18 protein-coding genes are annotated in these 18,991 nt (G+C 56.3%); 8 read left to right on the top strand and 10 right to left on the bottom strand.

What is annotated here, in order from left to right:
- Positions 1 to 15 precede the first annotated feature (15 nt).
- The 5 genes from QNI81_RS14040 to hslO form a co-directional block, all read right to left on the bottom strand.
- The gene (locus QNI81_RS14040; protein ID WP_283966909.1) at positions 16 to 1,860 is read right to left on the bottom strand and encodes an ABC transporter ATP-binding protein; all 1,845 of its coding nucleotides are present in this window, start codon (positions 1,858 to 1,860) and stop codon (positions 16 to 18) included.
- On the bottom strand, positions 1,857 to 3,695 hold the full coding sequence (locus QNI81_RS14035; RefSeq protein WP_110365625.1) for an ABC transporter ATP-binding protein: 1,839 nt from the start codon (positions 3,693 to 3,695) through the stop codon (positions 1,857 to 1,859). Before QNI81_RS14035 ends, QNI81_RS14040 begins: the two co-directional genes overlap by 4 nt.
- Before the next feature lie 233 nt (positions 3,696 to 3,928).
- Positions 3,929 to 5,089 (bottom strand): CCA tRNA nucleotidyltransferase, encoded by a 1,161-nt coding sequence (locus QNI81_RS14030; RefSeq protein WP_283966908.1) that lies wholly within the window; start codon positions 5,087 to 5,089, stop codon positions 3,929 to 3,931.
- Positions 5,086 to 5,685 (bottom strand): CoA pyrophosphatase, encoded by a 600-nt coding sequence (locus QNI81_RS14025; protein ID WP_283966907.1) that lies wholly within the window; start codon positions 5,683 to 5,685, stop codon positions 5,086 to 5,088. The genes QNI81_RS14030 and QNI81_RS14025 overlap by 4 nt, the downstream gene beginning before the upstream one ends.
- 5 nt (positions 5,686 to 5,690) lie before the next feature.
- A complete protein-coding gene (hslO, locus tag QNI81_RS14020; protein ID WP_283966906.1) occupies positions 5,691 to 6,668 on the bottom strand; it encodes an Hsp33 family molecular chaperone HslO in 978 nt (325 codons plus the stop codon).
- A 76-nt stretch (positions 6,669 to 6,744) separates the two neighbouring features.
- Between hslO and QNI81_RS14015 the strand changes: the two genes are divergently transcribed.
- Positions 6,745 to 7,188, top strand: coding sequence for an NUDIX hydrolase (locus tag QNI81_RS14015; protein WP_283966905.1), 444 nt, complete (start codon positions 6,745 to 6,747; stop codon positions 7,186 to 7,188).
- Positions 7,189 to 7,191: 3 nt separating this feature from the next.
- Here QNI81_RS14015 and QNI81_RS14010 read toward each other — a convergent pair whose 3' ends face one another.
- Complete coding sequence (locus QNI81_RS14010) at positions 7,192 to 8,463, bottom strand: PP2C family protein-serine/threonine phosphatase (RefSeq protein ID WP_009177873.1); 1,272 nt, start codon at positions 8,461 to 8,463, stop codon at positions 7,192 to 7,194.
- Between the two features lie 173 nt (positions 8,464 to 8,636).
- Between QNI81_RS14010 and QNI81_RS14005 the strand changes: the two genes are divergently transcribed.
- Positions 8,637 to 8,960, top strand: a complete 324-nt coding sequence (locus tag QNI81_RS14005) for an Hpt domain-containing protein (RefSeq protein ID WP_009178192.1) — start codon at positions 8,637 to 8,639, stop codon at positions 8,958 to 8,960.
- Positions 8,961 to 8,972: 12 nt separating this feature from the next.
- Here the strand turns inward: QNI81_RS14005 and ilvA are convergent, their stop codons facing one another.
- Both ilvA and QNI81_RS13995 read right to left on the bottom strand, forming a co-directional pair.
- A complete protein-coding gene (gene ilvA, locus QNI81_RS14000; protein WP_283966904.1) occupies positions 8,973 to 10,199 on the bottom strand; it encodes a threonine ammonia-lyase IlvA in 1,227 nt (408 codons plus the stop codon).
- 72 nt (positions 10,200 to 10,271) lie between these two features.
- Complete coding sequence (locus QNI81_RS13995; RefSeq protein WP_283966903.1) at positions 10,272 to 11,030, bottom strand: hypothetical protein; 759 nt, start codon at positions 11,028 to 11,030, stop codon at positions 10,272 to 10,274.
- Between the two features lie 131 nt (positions 11,031 to 11,161).
- Between QNI81_RS13995 and QNI81_RS13990 the strand changes: the two genes are divergently transcribed.
- From QNI81_RS13990 to msrA, 5 genes are all read left to right on the top strand, one after another.
- A complete protein-coding gene (locus tag QNI81_RS13990) occupies positions 11,162 to 12,385 on the top strand; it encodes an argininosuccinate synthase (RefSeq protein WP_005618752.1) in 1,224 nt (407 codons plus the stop codon).
- Positions 12,385 to 12,846 (top strand): DUF1810 domain-containing protein, encoded by a 462-nt coding sequence (locus QNI81_RS13985; RefSeq protein ID WP_283966902.1) that lies wholly within the window; start codon positions 12,385 to 12,387, stop codon positions 12,844 to 12,846. Before QNI81_RS13990 ends, QNI81_RS13985 begins: the two co-directional genes overlap by 1 nt.
- A 98-nt stretch (positions 12,847 to 12,944) precedes the next feature.
- Positions 12,945 to 13,331, top strand: coding sequence for a DUF1036 domain-containing protein (locus QNI81_RS13980; RefSeq protein WP_126135982.1), 387 nt, complete (start codon positions 12,945 to 12,947; stop codon positions 13,329 to 13,331).
- Positions 13,332 to 13,424: 93 nt separating this feature from the next.
- Positions 13,425 to 13,706 carry an SCP2 sterol-binding domain-containing protein gene (locus tag QNI81_RS13975; protein WP_005618741.1) on the top strand — a complete coding sequence of 94 codons (282 nt, stop codon included), beginning with the start codon at positions 13,425 to 13,427 and terminating at the stop codon, positions 13,704 to 13,706.
- Positions 13,707 to 13,844: 138 nt separating this feature from the next.
- Positions 13,845 to 14,510 (top strand): peptide-methionine (S)-S-oxide reductase MsrA, encoded by a 666-nt coding sequence (msrA, locus tag QNI81_RS13970; RefSeq protein WP_283966901.1) that lies wholly within the window; start codon positions 13,845 to 13,847, stop codon positions 14,508 to 14,510.
- A gap of 78 nt (positions 14,511 to 14,588) precedes the next feature.
- Here the strand turns inward: msrA and QNI81_RS13965 are convergent, their stop codons facing one another.
- Positions 14,589 to 15,461 (bottom strand): ribokinase, encoded by an 873-nt coding sequence (locus QNI81_RS13965; RefSeq protein WP_283966900.1) that lies wholly within the window; start codon positions 15,459 to 15,461, stop codon positions 14,589 to 14,591.
- A gap of 20 nt (positions 15,462 to 15,481) precedes the next feature.
- Positions 15,482 to 17,737, bottom strand: coding sequence for an NADP-dependent malic enzyme (locus QNI81_RS13960; protein ID WP_283966899.1), 2,256 nt, complete (start codon positions 17,735 to 17,737; stop codon positions 15,482 to 15,484).
- Between the two features lie 324 nt (positions 17,738 to 18,061).
- Between QNI81_RS13960 and QNI81_RS13955 the strand changes: the two genes are divergently transcribed.
- Positions 18,062 to 18,910: a flagellin gene (locus QNI81_RS13955; RefSeq protein WP_283966898.1), complete on the top strand. Its 849-nt coding sequence runs from the start codon at positions 18,062 to 18,064 to the stop codon at positions 18,908 to 18,910.
- Positions 18,911 to 18,991: the final 81 nt, after the last annotated feature.

Raw genomic sequence — 18,991 nt, 5'->3', positions numbered from 1 at the left:
ACGCGTGGATCTGAATTACTCTGCGGCGGCGCTGGTGTCTTGCTCGGTTCGAATGAAGCCACCAGACTGCCGGTGCCAGAACTGCGCATAAAGCCCGTCGCGCTCTAGCAGCTCATCATGACTGCCTTGCTCGATGATCCGACCGTGATCCATGACGATAATCCGGTCCATCTCTGCAAGCGTTGAGAGCCGGTGTGCAATCGCAAGCACGGTTTTTCCCTCCATCACCCGCGTCAGGGCTGATTGGATCGACGCTTCTACCTCAGAATCCAAGGCCGAGGTTGCCTCATCCAGCACCAGAATGGGCGCGTCTTTTAAAATCGCACGCGCAAGCGCAATGCGCTGGCGTTGCCCACCGGACAATTTCACCCCGCGCTCACCAAGGTAGGCCTCATACCCGGTGCGCCCCTTCCCGTCCTCAAGGTCAATGATGAACTCATGTGCTTCTGCTGCGCGCGCGGCCGCAATGATGGCTTCACGGCTGGCATCTGGGCGACCATAGAGAATATTGTCGAGCGCAGAGCGATTGAACATCGCCGTTTCCTGCGTGACCATACCGATCTGGCTGCGCAGTGAGTTCTGGCTGACATCGGAAATATCAGCACCATCAATGAGAATACGACCTTTTTCCGGCTCATAGAGCCGCAAAAGCAGTGAGACCAATGTCGACTTACCCGCCCCGGATGCCCCAACGATGCCGAGTTTCTCGCCGGGATGAATGGTCAGGGACAGGTCTGAAATCCCACCGACTTCGCGCCCATAGCTAAAACTCAGATCCTCAAGAACGATCTCTCCCGCATCAACTTGAAGTGCGTCAGCATCTGGTATGTCCTCAATCCGGTCGGGGCGTGCCAGCGTTTTCATGCCGTTTTCAATCTCGCCCACATTGGAATAGATCCCCATCAACGTGAAACTGACCCAGCCTGTCATTTGCGCAATCCGGATCGATACCGCCCCAGCCGCAACAATATCCCCTTCGCTCGCGCTGCCATTCTGCCAAAGCCAAAGCGTCGCACCAATCAGCAGGACCGGCAAAACCCCGGCAAGGGTCATCAGGCAAAACCGGAAGGATGCCGACAAATACCCGAACTCCAGCGCTCGTTCCCGGAAGGTCACCATTGCATCCTGCGCGCCGCGTTCTTCGTGATCCGCATGGGCAAAGAGCTGCACGGTCTTGATGTTCGTAATCGTGTCGACAACCTGCCCGGATACATTGGCCCGCGCGCCTGCACGTTTAGCGGAGCCCTTGCGAATTCGCGGCAAGAACCAGCGGATCATGGCAAAATAGCCAATAAGCCAAATCCCAAAGAGCAGCGTGATGCGCAGATCAACCGCGCCCAGCAAGACCATAGCCCCCGCAAGCGACGCAAGCGCGAAGGCCACAACATTTATAACCTCTGACACGACAGACGTAACAGCGCTGGCGGTCTGCATCTGCTTTTGAGCGATGCGTCCGGCAAAATCATCGTCAAAGAACCGCACCGACTGGCCCAGCGTCCAGCGGTTGAGCCGGGACAAGACAAGCGGATTTACGTTTGGTTGCAGAATGATAGCATTAGTCGCGGCGGACAGGCCAAACAGCACCGGCCGCACCAGCAGGAAAAACGCAAGCGCGGCAAATATAATCGCAATATTGGCACCGAAAAATCCTTCGGGCCCGCTGGCGACCGCGGTGTCGATAACTTTGCCGAGGATATAGGCCGTACCTGCCTCCAACCCGCCTGCCAGTGCAGAACAGATCGCCGCAACCCCAAGCATCATCCACGCACCGGATAAACACCAGCGCAAGAATGCGCCAAGTGTCTGCGGCGGTGGACCGTCTGCAGGTTGGAACGCGTCGATCAGGTTTCCTAGCTTCATTCTGCTGCCTCTACATTCAGGAACCCGCCCGATTGACGCGCCCAGAATTGTGCATATAGACCGCGATCCGACAAAAGCGCCTCATGTGTGCCTTCTTCGACGATTTTTCCCTGATCTAGCACCAGAATACGGTCCATCTGCGCAATGGTGGAGAGCCGGTGCGCAATGGCAATTACCGTTTTGCCCTCCATCATACCGTAGAGCGTTTCCTGAATGGCCGCCTCGACCTCAGAATCCAGCGCCGATGTTGCCTCGTCCAGAAGCAGGATAGGAGCGTTCTTCAGGATTACCCGCGCGAGTGTCACACGCTGACGCTGACCGCCCGAGAGTTTCACCCCGCGCTCGCCCACATGTGCATCATAACCCTTGCGACCTTGCGGATCCTCAAGATCGAGAATGAAGTCATGCGCATGCGCTTTCCGAGCTGCCGCGATCATGTCTTCTTCTGATGCGTCCGGGCGACCATAGAGCAGGTTATCCCGCACAGAGCGATGCAAGAGCGAACTGTCCTGCTGCACCATGCCGATGTGCTGGCGCAGGCTGTCTTGCGTCACCGTTGATATATCCTGACCGTCGATCAGTATGCGCCCCTGTTCGGTGTCATAGAACCGCAGGAGCAGCTTCACCAAAGTTGACTTTCCTGCCCCAGATCGCCCAATTAGACCCACTTTTTCACCGGGACGGATTGTCAGGTTCAGCTGATCAAGCCCGCCAACACCACGGCCATAGTGGTGCGAAAGATGGTCAAAGGTGATTTCACCCTTGGTCAGTTGCAATGGCTTTGCACCCTTGGCATCGGTCAGAGTAATCGGCTGGGCAATCGTCTCCATCCCCTCAGAAACCACACCAAGTTGACGGAAAAAGCTCGTGAGTGCCCACATGATCCAACCGGTCATGGAGTTCAGCCGAAGGGTCAGTGCTGTCGCAGCTGCAACGACACCCACTGAGGCCAGCCCCTGCATCCAGAGCGCAATCCCCCAGCCGACAACACCCACAATCAAAAGGCCGTTTAGCAGCACCAGAACACCATCCATGATGGTAAAAATCCGCATCTCGGCCTGAAATGTGGTGCGTGTGTTCTCGATCGCATCACGCGCGTAATCGAGTTCACGGTTGTGATGGGCAAACATCTTTACCGAGTGAATGTTGGAATAGCTGTCCACGACGCGCCCGGTCACGGTCGACCGCGCATCCGATGCGGCCTGACTGGCGGGGCCGACCCGTTTCACTGTCCAGCGGATCAGCGCGCCATAAAGGACAAACCAGATGACCAATGGCATCAGCAATCGGGGATCAGCCCCCCAAAGCAAAAGCGCCGCACCAACCAGATAGGCAAGCGCGAAGGTGATTGCATCAAAGACCTGAAAAACGACCTCTCCGGCGGCGGGTGGCGTCTGCATGATCCTATTGGCGATACGTCCGGCGAAGTCATTTTCAAACCAACCAACCGATTGGCGTAAAACATGTTTATGTGCCCGCCAGCGGATCAGCGTACCAAAGTTTGGCAAAATCGTATTGTTCAGCAACAACACATCAATGAGCTGCAATGCCGGACGAAGAAGCAAAACAAACAGCGCCATCAGGATCAGCTCAGTGCCGTGATTGCTCCAGAATTCTTCTGGCGACCCTGCAAGGATATCAACGACCCGTCCCATATAGGAAATCAAGCCGATCTCAATCGCGGCAACGATGATAGACATCACGCCGGCCGCACAGAACACGGACTTAAACGGCTGCGCATAGTCGCGCATAAACGGCCAGAGTTTGGTTGGCGGAGTGTCCGTTTCCGGATAGTCGCAATAGGGGTTTACGAGGTTTTCAAAGAAGCGAAACATGGTGTTGCTCCATCAATTTGAGCAAAGAATAGAAAAATGCGATGCGCATGGCGAAAGGCGGCGACCGAAGTCCCCGGTTCACCCTACGGGCAGGACTCGGACGTTAAATGTCGTTCCAGATCCCGTAATACATCAGCATTCCTCCTGCCATCGTCGTTTCACGCCCTTATGGGTAGCGCGACAAAATCGTTTTGTCACGCTTTTAGGGCCATGAAATTTTTCTGACAGTTTACTCAGCGTATGTCAGGCAGGCGCTCTATCAGATCTTGTTTGTCTATTTGAAAGCCACTTGCGATCCACTCAGCCTCTAGCGTTTTGAGTGCGTGGCCCAGCGCGGCGCCCTGCACAAAGGGCATCAAATCCTGAGCAGAGATCGGGAACTTAGCCGATGCACCTAGCGCAATATCAGGCTCTAACTGGGGAGATAGTGGCGTTTCCAGAAGAGCCGAGCGCAACATTAGGGCGCGTCTGGCAGTATCTACGTCATGGCGATACGCAAGCTCTGCCGCGCCAGCCATACCCTCCGCCAACTGTCGCAAAAGCGCTACCCGTGCCGCTACTGCCTTACTCAAACGAAGGGTGTCCTGAATGTTATCTCCACCCAGCGCTGCAAGGCGGGTTTCCGCCTCAATCGGCATCCCGGCCTCAAGATGTATGAGGGGCGCAATCGCACGATCGTCCGCACCCGGCAAGACATGTGCCAACACCCCGATCTGGCGCATGGTCGCAATCGAAGGTGCAGGGTCCGCAGCACTGAGCAGTTTCATCATCTCGGAACCGACACGTTCGCGCGACAAATGATCCAGCCCTTCCTGCGTCTCGGCAATCGCGCCCAGCGCCTCGGGATCGAACCCTTCGGCGGCATCGCCATACCAGCTATGGAACCGAAAATATCGCAAGATGCGCAGATAATCTTCGCGGATGCGTTGAGTTGCGTCTCCAATGAACCGTACTCTGCGGGCGAGCAGATCATCCAGCCCTCCGAGGGGGTCAACGACCTCACCGTTCGGGCGGGCGTAAAGCGCGTTCATGGTAAAGTCACGCCGCCGCGCATCCTCCGCGATATCTGTCGCAAAGGCCACGACGGCACGACGCCCATCCGTCGCCACATCCTTGCGAAAAGTGGTAATCTCAAAGGGGATGCCATCCGCGACGACCGTCACGGTCCCATGATCAATTCCCGTCGGTATCGCCTTAAGGCCCGCAACAGTTGCAGCCTCGATTACCCGCTCAGGCTCAACGTTCGTCGAGAGATCCAGATCCGAGACCGGTTCTTGCAGCAGGGCATTTCGCACACAGCCACCGACGAAATAGATCTCCGCTTTGGCCGCAATCAACGCATCGCAAACCGCGCGGGTGGGAGCTGAAGTTAGCCAAGGCTGATCTATTTTCATCGAATATCCATCATCCCAGCAAAGCCGCGCAACATGCGCGCAGTCGCCCCCCAGATGTAATAGGGACCGAATGGTACCGCAAAGTAATACCTCCGGGTGCCACGCCAACGGCGGGATTGCACCTGATATCGTTCAACATCAAGGATGTGCGAGAGTGGCGCACGGAAAATCTCTGCCACTTCGCCTGCCTCTGCGCGTGCTTCAAACGGCTGTTCAATCAATGCAACCACTGGTGTCACCTGAAACCCTGTCACGGTTTCGTGGCTGGACAGATGTCCGAGTATCTTTGGCAACTCACGTGGCAGCGCGATTTCTTCCCACGCCTCCCGCAAGGCAGCATCCGTTACGTCCGGATCCCCAGCGTCCACTTTGCCACCGGGAAACGCAATCTGGCCCGGGTGGTGTTTCAGGGCGGAGGAGCGTTTGGTCAAAACCACCTGCGGTGCAGCGCCGAAGGTCTCAATCCCGACCAACACACCCGCGGGGCGTAATTTGCGCCCTTCTGGCAGTACGGTGTCGGGGTTGAGATCAAAGTCAGACGTTGCCGTCTGAGAGCGCGCCAGCGCCTTGGTGATTTTCTCCTCAAGCGCTGACACAGGATTCACTCCTGCGAGGCGTCAAAGCCAAGCGTCGCAGGGTCGAGATTGTAATGCGCTCCGCAGAACTGACAGTCCGCGGTCACCCGCCCATCATCGGTGGTCATCGTTTTGATGTCCTTGGCCGAATAGATCGACAGGCTTTGGCGCACGCGTTCTTCGGAACATGTGCACCCGAAGCGCACGGATTGCGCATCATAGACCCGAGGACGTTCTTCGTGGAACAAGCGCAAAAGCAGCTCGCTCGGCGAAACCGAAGGGCCGATGAGTTCCAAATCCTCCACCGTTTCCAGTAGAATATTGACGCGGTTCCAGTTCTCTTCTTCTTCGCCCGAAACCAGATCAGCAGCCGTCAGAACTTCGCCAGAGCCATCGCTTTGCGCGGCAAAGGACGAGGCCTTGGGCATATGCTGAAGCATGATGCCACCTGCGCGCCAATGTTCGAGTTTACCCGGTTCAGAGCTTTTACCAAAGCTGAGAGAAAAGCGCGTCGGCAATTGTTCAGACTGTGCGAAGTAGGCTTCGGCACATTGCGACAATGACGTCTCAGCCAGCGGGGTGATCCCCTGATAGGGTTGCGTGCCTTCGCCCTGATCGATCAGGATCGCAAAGTAACCTTCGCCCACCTGCTCAAAAGGCGCGCCATCGGTGATGCGGTCGGCATCAAAACTCGCGTAGGCGCGAATTCGGGCAGGCTCGCCTTCTTTTTCCGGGGCATAATAATCGGTTGCGATCATCCGCACCGCACCCTTGGACTGCACCTGCAGCGACAGCTTCCAGCGTAGGCTCATGGTCTGGCCGATCAGCGCCGTCAGCAGCGCCATCTCGGCCACCAGTGCCTCTACCGGTTGCGGATAATTATGTTGTTTCAGGATACCATCCAGCACGCCGTCCAGCCGCGCCACGCGGCCACGCATGTCGGATGCATCAAGCTGGAAGGGCAGGACGGTATCGTCCCACGCGATTTTCGAACCAAGTGTCATGGGGTTTCCTTAACGGCCGGGTATTGGCATACCGACGCTATATAGGCTTTTCAGCATCAGAGTGAAGGGGAGACCGGTGATCAGACGTTTTGGAGAGGCTCCGCGCAAAGATCAGACCTACCGTTTGCGCCCCGGTGCATACGCGCTGTTGCCACGCGATGGCCAACTATTGTTGACCTGTCAGTATGGTCCGGCCCCGGATGTTCAACTTCCTGGTGGCGGCATTGATGAGGGCGAATCGCCCATTCCCGCGTTGCACCGTGAAGTATACGAGGAAACCGGCTGGAAGATTGCCACCCCAAAACGTATCGGAGCCTTTCGCCGTTTTGTCTATATGCCCGAATACGACCTTTGGGCGGAAAAGATCTGCCATATATATACCGCGCGCCCGGTGCTGCAGCTGAGTGAACCGGTCGAGAAGGACCATATTGCTCTTTGGATGCCTATAGCAGATGCGAGCGAAGTGCTCGGCAATGCGGGAGATCAGTATTTTGCCGCGTTACTTGCACGCTTAGGCTGAATATCAGGGCCCCTGATATTCGAACAAAGTGGCGGAGATATCATCCTCTAGCCCCTTATCATCCCCCATCACTTGGGTGAGATGCCAATAGAGATCATCCAAGAACTCTTTGCCGCTGCGCTTGGGATCGCATTGCTTGACCAGATCGACGAGACCCTCGGTATCAAGCATAGACCCATCTTTCAGATGCGCCTCGGTGAAGCCATCAGAGTAAAGAAGCAGCCGGTCGCCCTTCTCCATGATGAATTCTTCTTGCTCGTAATCGACATCTGGCACCAGCCCCACCGGCACACCACCCCGACCGATAAACTCCATGGAGCCATCCGCACGCAGCAGCAAGGGATGAGGGTGCCCCGCCTGTACCATCTTGACCACGCCTGTGCGCAGATCGGCGATGCAATAGGCCATGGTGAAATATTCTTCGATCCCGGTGTCGGCGATCAGACGCGCGTTCAATACACTTGCCACCTCTTCCGGTGGGCGCAAGGCGTAGAAGCGGTTGAACTTCTTTTCCATGCCGACGTTCTGATCGAAATAAGTAGACGACAGATATCCACCCAACCGCGCTGTCATCATTGCCGACGTGATCCCGTGGCCGGACACATCAATCGAATAGAACCCAAGTCGGTTGATTCCTGGCGAAAACATTCCGACCAAATCGCCACCGATATGGCCGCAGGGTTTCAGCAGCAGGTTCACTTCTGATGCACCGAAACCACGGGTCAGTTCCGGGACCAGAGATTCCTGAATTTTACGCGCTTGAATAAGATCTTTGTCGATGGCGTCATAAACGGTCTGCAGCTCATCGAGAGTTTCCGACACGATCCGGTTTTTCTCAAACAGCTCTCGCTGCATGCGCAAAATCCGTTCGCCCGCAGAAATGCGGGCGCGCAGTTCGTCAGAACTCACAGGCTTTGTCAGAAAATCGTCAGCGCCAGCATCAAGCCCTTCTGCGACCTCATTTTTCTCGCTCTTCGAGGTGAGCAGAATAAAGTAGCTATAGGCCTCATGAGATTCCGCACGAAAGGCACGGCAAAAATCGATGCCGTTCATTCCCGGCATCATCCAGTCGCTCAGAATGAGGTCAGGCGGATCGGCACGGCAGATATCCATCGCTTCCTCACCGCCTTCGGCTTCGACAACGTCAAAGCCCCACTTTTTCAGTGATGCGACAAGGATACGACGCTGCAAGCGGCTGTCGTCCACGACCAACACTCGTCGGATGGACCCGCTCACAGGCACGTCTTCGCCTTCAATTGAATGCTCTGGCAGCACCGACAATCCCTCATTAACGCGGCGTGTCCCCTCGTGACCTTCTTAGAAAACACCTGATCAGCTTAATAGCTGATGAAAAATACACTTTTAGTCGATTTTTTGTTCTTTACTATACTTTTACTCACTTTGACATAGGCTAGACAGGTCTCGCCCGAAAGTGTTGGAAGAAGACGATGATTGATTGGCCACGCGTACGCGAACTGAAAGAAGAAGTCGGAGATGACGGCTTTGAGGAAGTGATCGAACTCTTCCTCGAAGAGGTCGAAGGCGTCATTGATAAACTCAAGTCCGGCGACCGGTCGCAGCTTGAGCAGGATCTGCATTTTCTAAAAGGCAGCGCCCTGAACCTAGGGTTCCAAGACTTTTCCGACCTCTGCTTTGAGGGTGAGCGCCTCTCTGCAAACGGACAAGCCGACGCGGTCGACCTGTCTCGGGTCTTTGCCAGCTATGACCAATCCAAGGCACATTTCCTTGCTGACGTAAAAACAATGTCCTGAGGCCAAGCGGCCTCAGATTACAAATTGTGCCAGTGTTTCGTCATTGGTGATGTCAGTATAGGTGAACCCTGCCGCATCAAGTTGCGCAAAGAGTGGCGCGAAATTCTCCGGTTGCTTGGTCTCAATCCCGATCAACACCGAACCAAAGTTGCGCGCGGATTTCTTCATGTATTCAAAGCGTGCAATATCGTCGTCAGGGCCAAGGATATTCAGGAATTCCTTCAGCGCGCCGGGACGCTGCGGCAGCCGCAACAGGAAGTATTTCTTCACTCCAGAATAACGTTGCGCCCGCTCCTTGACCTCTGGCAGGCGTTCGAAATCGAAATTGCCACCAGATGTCAGGCACACGACGGTCTTGCCTTTGATCCAAGTCCGCAGGTCGCCCAGCGCCTCGACCGCCAGAGCGCCTGCGGGTTCCAGCACAATGCCCTCGACGTTCAACATCTCAAGGATGGTGGTACAGATGCGATCTTCTGACAGGGTCAGCACATCCGGGAGCGGCACATTGCGCAGGATGTCGAACGGGCGTTCGCCGATCTTACCAACGGCCGCGCCATCCACAAACGTATCAACCCGCCCCAACGGCACAGGTTGACCGGCCTCAAGCGCCGCCTTCAGGCAAGCACCACCTTCTGGTTCTACGAGCAAAGCGTGTACGTCATCGCCAAAATACTGAACCACACCCGACGACATCCCGCCGCCACCGACAGGCAACACAATATGATCCGGGGCCTTGCCAAGCTGCGCTTCGATCTCAACCGCGATTGACGCCTGACCTTCAATGACATCGGCATCGTCAAAGGGTGACAAAAAATACCCGCCCTTTTCGGCGCACCACGCCTGCGCGGCCGCGAGCGTATCATCGAAATAATCGCCAATCAGGTGAACTTCGACGTTATCTCCACCGAACATGCGGGTTTTCTGGATTTTCTGCTGCGGTGTTGTCACCGGCATAAAAATCACACCCCGCTTGTTCATTTGCCGACACATATAGGCCATGCCCTGAGCGTGGTTTCCCGCAGAGGCACAGACAAACAGATCCTTGCCAGTCTGCTTGCGCATGGCATTCAGTGCGCCGCGGATCTTATATGAGCGCACGGGGCTCAGATCCTCGCGCTTGAGGTAGATATCCGCGCCAAAGCGCTGAGACAGAAGTTCATTGCGTTGCAGCGGCGTGGGCGGGAAGACATCGCGCATCGCCGCCTCGGCCGCTTTGGCCTGGGTCCGGAAGTTGGTCATAGGGATTTGGTGGCCCAAAGCCGCGCCCAAGGCAAGAGGGCGCGGCAGATCACTCAGTCGATTGGGCTCCGATCAGATCGGTCGCCCCTGCACGTAATGCCCATAAATCGTCGTCAGGATAGACACATTTACCAAGGTCATGATGAGCGCAGACACAACCGCAAACACAAGGCCCAAGGGCGCGAACACGTAGATCGAGACGTTGGTTATGAGCTGCAGTAGTATTTGGACCAGCATCAGCACGAGAAACAACACAACAGCGGTACCTGCTGTCCCTTTGGTGGCCTCCATCGACTCGCTGAAGCTGAGTTTTTCTCCAATCGCCGCAGCGGGAAGTGTGGGGAGCAGGCGGAAGAAGAGGATGCCAATCGCGATCATGGCGATGAAGAGCACGATGATGCTGAAAACTGTCGAACTGAGCATCGCACCCACGGCAGTAAATACGCCCCCAATCACAATCCAAGCCAATATGATGACCAGACCGAGCAACAAGCTGGTGCCAAAATATGCAAGAATGCGGTCCCCGTGAAATTTCGGAATCCAGCCTGTCGGGTATTCTTCAAGCAAAACAAAGCGGTGCCAACTGACGAACACCCAAAGCTCCGCCGCAATGAAGATCACGACCGAAAGCAGGATCGACGTCACCAAACCACCACTGGGTACATAATCCAGTCTTCCTTGGTTATCCAACAGCTCGCCGAATTGCCCCCATAGCAAGGCGGCGATACAAACCATCGCGATCAATACCGGGACCAATGCAATCTGCAAGGCCCAACCCAAATTTCGCAAAACCATGCTCAGGGAATGAGAAAATATCTTCCAACCAGTCACTTAAATATCCTCTAGGTCTGGAAATTTGCTCGATATCTTATCATCAGTTCAGGTGTAGGAAACCCCGTAAACCTTGCAACCCGATGCAAAAGGCGCTACGGCGCTTGACGTTCTGATCAAGAGGAAAACCCATGTCCGCGCCCAAGAAAGTTGTGCTGGCCTACTCCGGTGGCCTTGATACTTCGATCATCCTGAAATGGTTGCAGACCGAATACGGCTGCGAGGTTGTCACCTTTACCGCCGATCTCGGCCAGGGCGAGGAATTGGAGCCTGCGCGCAAAAAAGCGGAGCTTCTGGGCATCAAGCCGGAAAACATCTTTATCGAGGACATCCGCGAAGAGTTCGTCCGCGATTTCGTCTTCCCGATGTTCCGCGCCAATGCGGTCTATGAGGGCCTCTATTTGCTGGGCACCTCGATTGCGCGTCCGCTGATTTCCAAGCGTCTTGTTGAGATCGCAGAAGCCACCGGTGCCGATGCGGTGTCCCACGGTGCGACCGGCAAGGGCAACGATCAGGTGCGGTTCGAGCTGTCCGCTTATGCACTGAACCCCGACATCAAAGTGATCGCGCCGTGGCGTGAGTGGGATCTGACCTCGCGCACCAAACTGCTGGAATTCGCTGAGGCAAACCAGATCCCGATCGCCAAGGACAAGCGCGGCGAAGCGCCCTTCTCGGTCGATGCAAACCTGCTGCACACCTCTTCCGAGGGCAAGGTTCTGGAAGATCCGGCGGAAATGGCGCCCGATTATGTTTACCAGCGCACGGTGAACCCAGAGGATGCACCGAACGAGCCTGAGTTCATTGAAATCACCTTTGAAAAAGGTGATGCGGTTGCGATCAACGGTGAGGCCATGAGCCCGGCGACGATCCTGACTCAACTCAACGAATATGGTCGCAAGCACGGCATTGGTCGCTTGGATTTTGTGGAAAACCGTTTCGTCGGCATGAAGTCCCGCGGCATCTACGAGACCCCCGGCGGCGACATCCTGCTGGAAGCGCACCGCGGTATCGAACAGATCACGCTCGATAGTGGTGCAGGCCACCTGAAGGACTCGATCATGCCGCGCTATGCGGAACTGATCTACAACGGCTTCTGGTATTCCCCGGAGCGTGAAATGTTGCAGGCGCTGATTGATGAGAGCCAGAAACATGTCACTGGCACCGTCCGTCTGAAACTCTACAAAGGCTCCGCCAAAACCGTTGGTCGCTGGTCCGAGCATTCGCTCTATTCCGAGGCGCATGTGACCTTTGAAGAGGACGCAGGCGCATATGACCAAAAAGACGCACAGGGCTTCATCCAGCTCAACGCGCTGCGCCTCAAGCTGCTCGCCGCTCGCAATCGTCGAGTGAAATAATGAGCATCGACGACGACTTCGAAGAAGAGTTCCCCGAAGAGGATCTGGAAGAAGAGCTCGACATGTTTGTCGAGGCTCAGGACGCGGTCTGGGGCGATGTCGTCGCCGAGTTGAAAGCCGGGAAAAAGACGAGCCACTGGATGTGGTTCGTCTTTCCCCAACTGGCCAGCCTCGGGCAGTCTCATATGTCGCAGCTCTATGGGCTTGAGGACCTCAATGAAGCGCGGGCCTATCTGGACCATCCGGTTCTGCGCCAGCGTCTCATTGAGGTGTGCGACCTGATGCTCTCGCACAATGACACACCCGCCATTGATATTCTGGGCAAGGTCGACGCCAAGAAACTGCGCTCTTCCATGACGCTCTTTGCAGCCGCTCCAAACGCCCCGGAGCAATGCGCCGAAATCATTCAAACCTTCTTTGACGGTGCGCCCTGCACGCCGACGGTTGACGAAATCAGCTGACCCAAATCAAAATGGGGAAATTTCTGCGTAAATGACCTGTCGCGCTCAGCGTCAGATTCGTTAGATTTCGTGCAGAATAATCAGCTTTGGAGGGCACCATGAGGCCTTTGATCATCAGCGCCCTGATGGTGCTCTGTGGCTCAGCGGCTCTTGCAGATTTTGAGATCTGCAACGAGACCAGCAATGAGGCCTTTGCGTCCATTGGCTATAAAGATGGCGAGGACTGGGTGTCCGAGGGCTGGTGGACGCTTCAGCCAGACGAATGTGCGATTGCAGTCGTCGGTGATCTGAAGAACCGCTACTATTACGTCCGTGCTGAGAGCAAGACCGGCAATTGGACCGGAGATTACTCTTTTTGCTACATCAATGACCCCTACACCATTCGGGGTGATGAAAATTGCACCTCACGCGGCTATAAAACAGGTGGTTTTTTTGAGGTCGATACCGGCAATTCGCTGGACTGGACTCAAAACCTGACCGACTGATCAGCCGCCGCCTCCCTTTCCCTTTGGTCACGCTTGTCACGCCACGCCTGCACCTCCTATGGCTGTGGGATAGGCGTCATGGGAGGGACATTCATGCTGGAACAGATTGCGACAGACATTCGCGACGGTCTGGATGGCAAGAACTTTGATGGATCGTTGAAGTTCGACTGTGGCACTGACGGTGTGATCATTCTCGACAATGGCTCTGTAACCACTCAAGAGCAGCCCACCGACTGCACATTGCGCCTCAGCACGGAAAACCTGAAAAAGCTCCTACGCGGTCAGTTAAACCCGATGACAGCTGTCATGATGGGCAAGATCAAGATTTCCGGCGACATGGGTGTCGCAATGAAGCTGGGAAAACTGATCGGCTGAACCACTCAGGCCTTTTGGGCTCTGGCCGGTAAACTGCCGTCACCGATGCGTGACAAATGATGTCACCACCTTGGCTGGATTTTCAGCTTCGGGCATCCTGATCCTTGCTAGCAAGTGCTGGCCCTATAGGAGGATGCCATGGGACGTCTGGACACAGTCAAACATTTCGCGCTGGCCGCGCTGATTATCATTGGCGCATTGACCAGAGGGGTTGAGGCACGCGCTCAAACGCAAGAAACGCTCATCGTTGCTGGAGGTTGTTTCTGGTGCGTGGAGAGCGATTTTGAGTCCGTCAAAGGTGTCACCGAGGCAGTCTCTGGCTACATTGGCGGCACCACGCGCAACCCGACTTACAAGCAAGTTGGAGGCGGTGGAACCGGACATTATGAGGCGGTGAAAATCCTCTTTGATCCTTCGGTCGTGAGCCGCGAGAGCTTGTTGAAACTGTTCATCCGCTCGATTGATCCCACGGATGCAGGCGGACAATTTTGTGATCGCGGAGCACCCTATCGAAGTGCTGTATTCGTCTCTAACAAAGGCGAAAAGGCTCTGGCAGAGCGAATTAAGTCAGAGGCTCAGGTTGCGCTGGGTCGAGCCATCGTCACCCCAATCCTTGACGCCACCACCTTTTATAAGGCGGAAGATTACCATCAGGATTACTATAAAGGCGACAATCTGGTGCTGACCCGTTTTGGCCCGCTGCGCCAGTCCAAAGCCTACAAGCGTTATCGCACCGCATGTGGTCGCGATGCCCGCGTTGCAGAGCTCTGGGGTAAAGACGCGCCTTTCGCCGGGACACACTGACGCTGCAAAGACACTGCAAAACATATGAAAAAAGGGGCCGCTGCGGGCCCCTTTTTATGGTTCGCGGGTTTCTGCACTTCAAAACTTGGCGTTCTGAACCTCTTTTAGATCTGGGATAACATCTGCCGCACCGTGGCGCGTGACCATCAATGCACCTGCGCGTGAGGCCTGTGCCATCGCCTGCGCCATCGGCAAACCACGGTCCAACGCCGCCAACACATAACCGGTGAATGTGTCCCCTGCCCCGGTCGTATCTACGGGCGTGACCTTCAGCGCGGGAATATCCGTCACGTCTCCGGAGCGGCCATCAAAATGCCGAGCGCCTTTTGCGCCCAATGTGACAATCACATCCTGTACATCAAGATCCTGCGGCGCTTTACCCGTCGCCTCTTCCAGTTGCGCGGCCTCAACCTCATTCAGGAACAGCAGGTCCATAAAGGGCAAAACCGCCTGCACAGCATCCGCATCAAAGGGCGCCGCTGCATACGCGACACGCAAGCCGAGCTTACGACCCATTTCCGCAGCCTCAGCCTGCATGTTGGTTTCATTCTGGATCAACAGAATGTCCCCTGCGTTCGCTGCACTCAGCGCCTGACCAATCTGATCTTCACTCAGAACTCGGTTTGCACCGGGATAAAGGATGATCTGGTTTTCCCCCGCAGGGTCGACCGCAATGATTGCGTGGCCGGTGGCGGTGTCGATTTGCGCTATGTGGCGCGTATCAACACCGTATTCAGTCAGCCTCTCCACACACCACTTTCCCTCCGGCCCGATCGCACCGATATGGCAGGCATGGGCGCCCGCCCGTGCGGCGGCAACAGACATATTCGCACCTTTGCCACCCAGCCCTTGTTCAAAGGACGTGGCTGCAAGCGTTTCACCCGGCTGCGGCATATGCGGCAGGGCGTAAACCATATCGATATTGATCGAACCGAGGTTCCAGATAGCCATAAACAGCCTCCCTTTATGGTTCAGCCGATGTTACAGGCGGCCAGAACGGCCATGTTCAGCACGTCATTGGCGGTCGATGTGGTGGAACAGATTTGGATCGGCTTATCGACGCCGGACAGGATCGGCCCCACGACTGTAGCGCCGCCCATTTCCTGCATCAGCTTGACCGAGATCGAGGCCGAGTGACGTGCGGGCACCACCAGAATATTGGCCGGGCCAGACAGACGCTGGAACGGATAGTGTTCCTGCGCCTTAGCGTTCAGCGCCACATCCACGGTCATTTCGCCCTCATATTCGAAATCAACGCCGCGTTTATCCAGAACGGTTGGCGCGATGTGCATTTTCTCCGCCCTCTCCGACACCGGATAACCGAACGTCGAGAAGCTCACAAAGGCCACCCGTGGATCAAGCCCCATGTGGCGAGCCACACCCGCTGCACGTTCCGCAATGGTGGCAAGGTCGTTCTCGTTGGGCCATTCATGCACCAGCGTATCGCCGATCAACACGATGCGCCCCTTGTGCAAAAGCGCCGTCACCCCGGCCACACCGTGGTCCGCATCCGCGTCAAACACATGGTTGATGCGTTCCAGCACATGCGCGGATTTCCGGGTCGCCCCGGTCACCAGACCGTCGCCGTGCCCATGTGCCAGCATCAGCGCAGAGAACACATGCCGGTCGCGCCCCACCAGACGGTGGATATCCTTGCGATCAAACCCCTTCCGGTTCAGGCGGTTATAGAGAAACTCCTTATAGGCATCAAAGTGGTGCGTATTGGCCGCGTTGACCACCTCCAATTCGCGCACCGCATCGCCCAGACCGGCCTCTTCGAGCTTGGCTTTGACATCCTCCTGACGACCAACCACCAGCGCCTTGCCAAAGCCGGAGCGCTGATAGGTCACAGCCGCACGCAACACGCGCGGGTCATCCCCCTCGGCAAAGATCATACGTGATTGTGCCGCACGGGCGCGCGCATTGAGGCCGCGCAGGATCGATTGCGTCGGGTCCATCCGTCCCCGCAGGCCGTGTTCATAGGCGTCCATATCGATGATCGGACGGCGCGCCACGCCGGTATCCATGCCGGCCTTGGCAACCGCAGGCGGGATGCGATGGATCAGGCGCGGGTCAAACGGCGTCGGGATGATGTAGTCGCGACCAAAGGACAGCGATTTTCCGTAGGCCAGCGCCACCTCATCCGGCACATCCTCGCGAGCCAGACCCGCCAGTGCGTGGGCACAGGCGATCTTCATCTCGTCGTTGATGGCGCGCGCATGAATGTCGAGCGCCCCACGGAACAGGTAGGGAAAGCCCAGCACGTTGTTCACCTGGTTTGGATAGTCCGAACGCCCAGTGGCAACGATGGCATCCACGCGGACCTCATGCGCCTCTTCGGGGGTGATCTCGGGATCGGGGTTCGCCATGGCAAAGATGACCGGATTATCGGCCATGGATTTCACCATCTCTTGCGTTACAGCACCTTTGACAGACACGCCGAGGAAAACATCCGCGCCTTTCATGGCGTCTTCGAGGGACCGCAACTCGGTCTTGACCGCGTGGGCCGATTTCCACTGGTTCATCCCCTCAGTACGGCCCTGGTAGATCACACCCTTGGTGTCGCAGACGATGCAGTTTTCATGCCGCGCACCCATGGATTTCAAAAGCTCAATACAGGCGATGCCTGCAGCCCCTGCCCCATTAAGGACGATCCGGACATCTTCGACTTTCTTGCCAGACAGATGCAGCGCGTTGATCAGGCCAGCGGCACAAATCACTGCGGTGCCGTGCTGGTCATCGTGGAAGACCGGGATATCCATCTCTTCCTTGAGCTTCTGCTCAATGATGAAACATTCCGGCGCCTTGATATCTTCGAGGTTGATACCCCCGAAGGTCGGCCCCATCAGCTTCACCGCGTTGATAAACTCGTCTGGATTTTCTGTGTCGAGCTCAATGTCGATGGAGTTCACATCCGCAAAGCGTTTGAAGAGGACCGATTTGCCTTCCATCACCGGTTTGGAGCCGAGTGCGCCGAGATTACCAAGCCCCAGAACCGCCGTCCCGTTGGAGATCACCGCAACAAGGTTGCCTTTGTTGGTATAATCATAGGCAAGTTCGGGATTTTCGGCGATCGCCTCACAGGGGACCGCTACGCCGGGGCTATAGGCCAAGGACAGATCCCGCTGGGTGGTCATGGGGACTGTCGCGGTGACCTCCCATTTGCCGGGGCTGGGTTCCAGGTGAAAGGCCAGCGCCTCTTCATTGGTGATCTTGGCTTTGGGCATGTCGGTCTTCGTCCTCTCCTAGTCGAAAACTGTCATATCCCAGCGGCCGCAGCCTCTCAATCCACCGCTTTCACAATTCACTATTTTGCATTTCTTTCAAATCGTGGCTTAAAATCGAAAGGGTTTGTCAAAGTTTGGCCCCAATTCAGACCCGTCTTTGCTACAGTTCCTTGGTGTTTCTTAACCGCACTTGCTGCCCAAGTGGCGCAGCGACTCATCTGTCGACTGCATATGTCAGAATGGCATCCCCCGTCCGTTCGGGCCTTGCCCGCATGGGCCAACAAAGCATGCATACCAGGTATTGGGTTATATAGGGGTGCGCAAATGACAAGTATCAACACAAACCCGGGCGCAGAGATTGCGCTACGGGTTCTCACCGGCAAGCAGGTGGAAAAGGAGGATGTCCAGGACGACATCTCCACCGGCAAAGAGGTCGACAAGGCCAAGGACGCTCCGGCGATCTGGGCCATTTCCGAAATCATGGGCTCTGATCTGGCCGGGTTCGAAGCCACCTCCAGTGGCTTGAACGTCGGCGAGGCCACGGTTTCCGTTGCCTCCGCCGGGGCAGAACAAATCACCTCGCTTTTAACCGACATGAAGGAGCTGACAGTCCAGGCCAGTTCTGGTGTCGGCGACTACTCCATGATCGAGGAACAGCTCGCCCAGAAGACAGAGCAGATCAATACGATCATCTCTTCCTCTGGCTTCAACGGGGTCAATCTCTTGGCCACGAACGCCGATGGCAATGGCGGCACAGGTCTGACGGTCGCGGCGTCTCAGGATCGCTCCGGTGACGCGGCGCCGACGCAATCCACCATCACCGTCGACAGCGTCGATTTCGAAGGCAGCACCAGCTTTGACACCAACAACCGCACCGCGGTGACCGACGCAGCCTCGGCCCGAACCGCCCTTGGCGAAATCGAGGGCTTCTTGCGCTATGCCACCGACAGTGCCGCCGCCCTTGGCGCCGGCGCGCAGCAGATGGCAGAGCAGGATGTCTTTCTCGACAAGCTGAGCGATGCCGTGAAAATGGGCATCAGCGAGCTGACCGACACCGATATGGAAGACGCCGCCGCTCGATACGAGGCCCTCAGCGCTCAGGAACAGCTTAGCGGGCTGTCGCTCTCGATCGCCAACGCCTCACCGGGATCCTTGCGGTCGCTCTACTCCTGATCGCCCCAAAAACAACACCTCTGGCCGAGTTCCGCAGATGCGGGGTTTGGCCATTGGATTGCCGGGTTTTCCTCGCGACTC

The organism is Tritonibacter sp. AK171, from assembly GCF_030127025.1.
Lineage (GTDB): Bacteria > Pseudomonadota > Alphaproteobacteria > Rhodobacterales > Rhodobacteraceae > Epibacterium > Epibacterium mobile.
The sequence above is the reverse complement of the archived record's forward strand: the minus strand, read 5'-3'. Positions and strand labels throughout refer to the sequence as shown.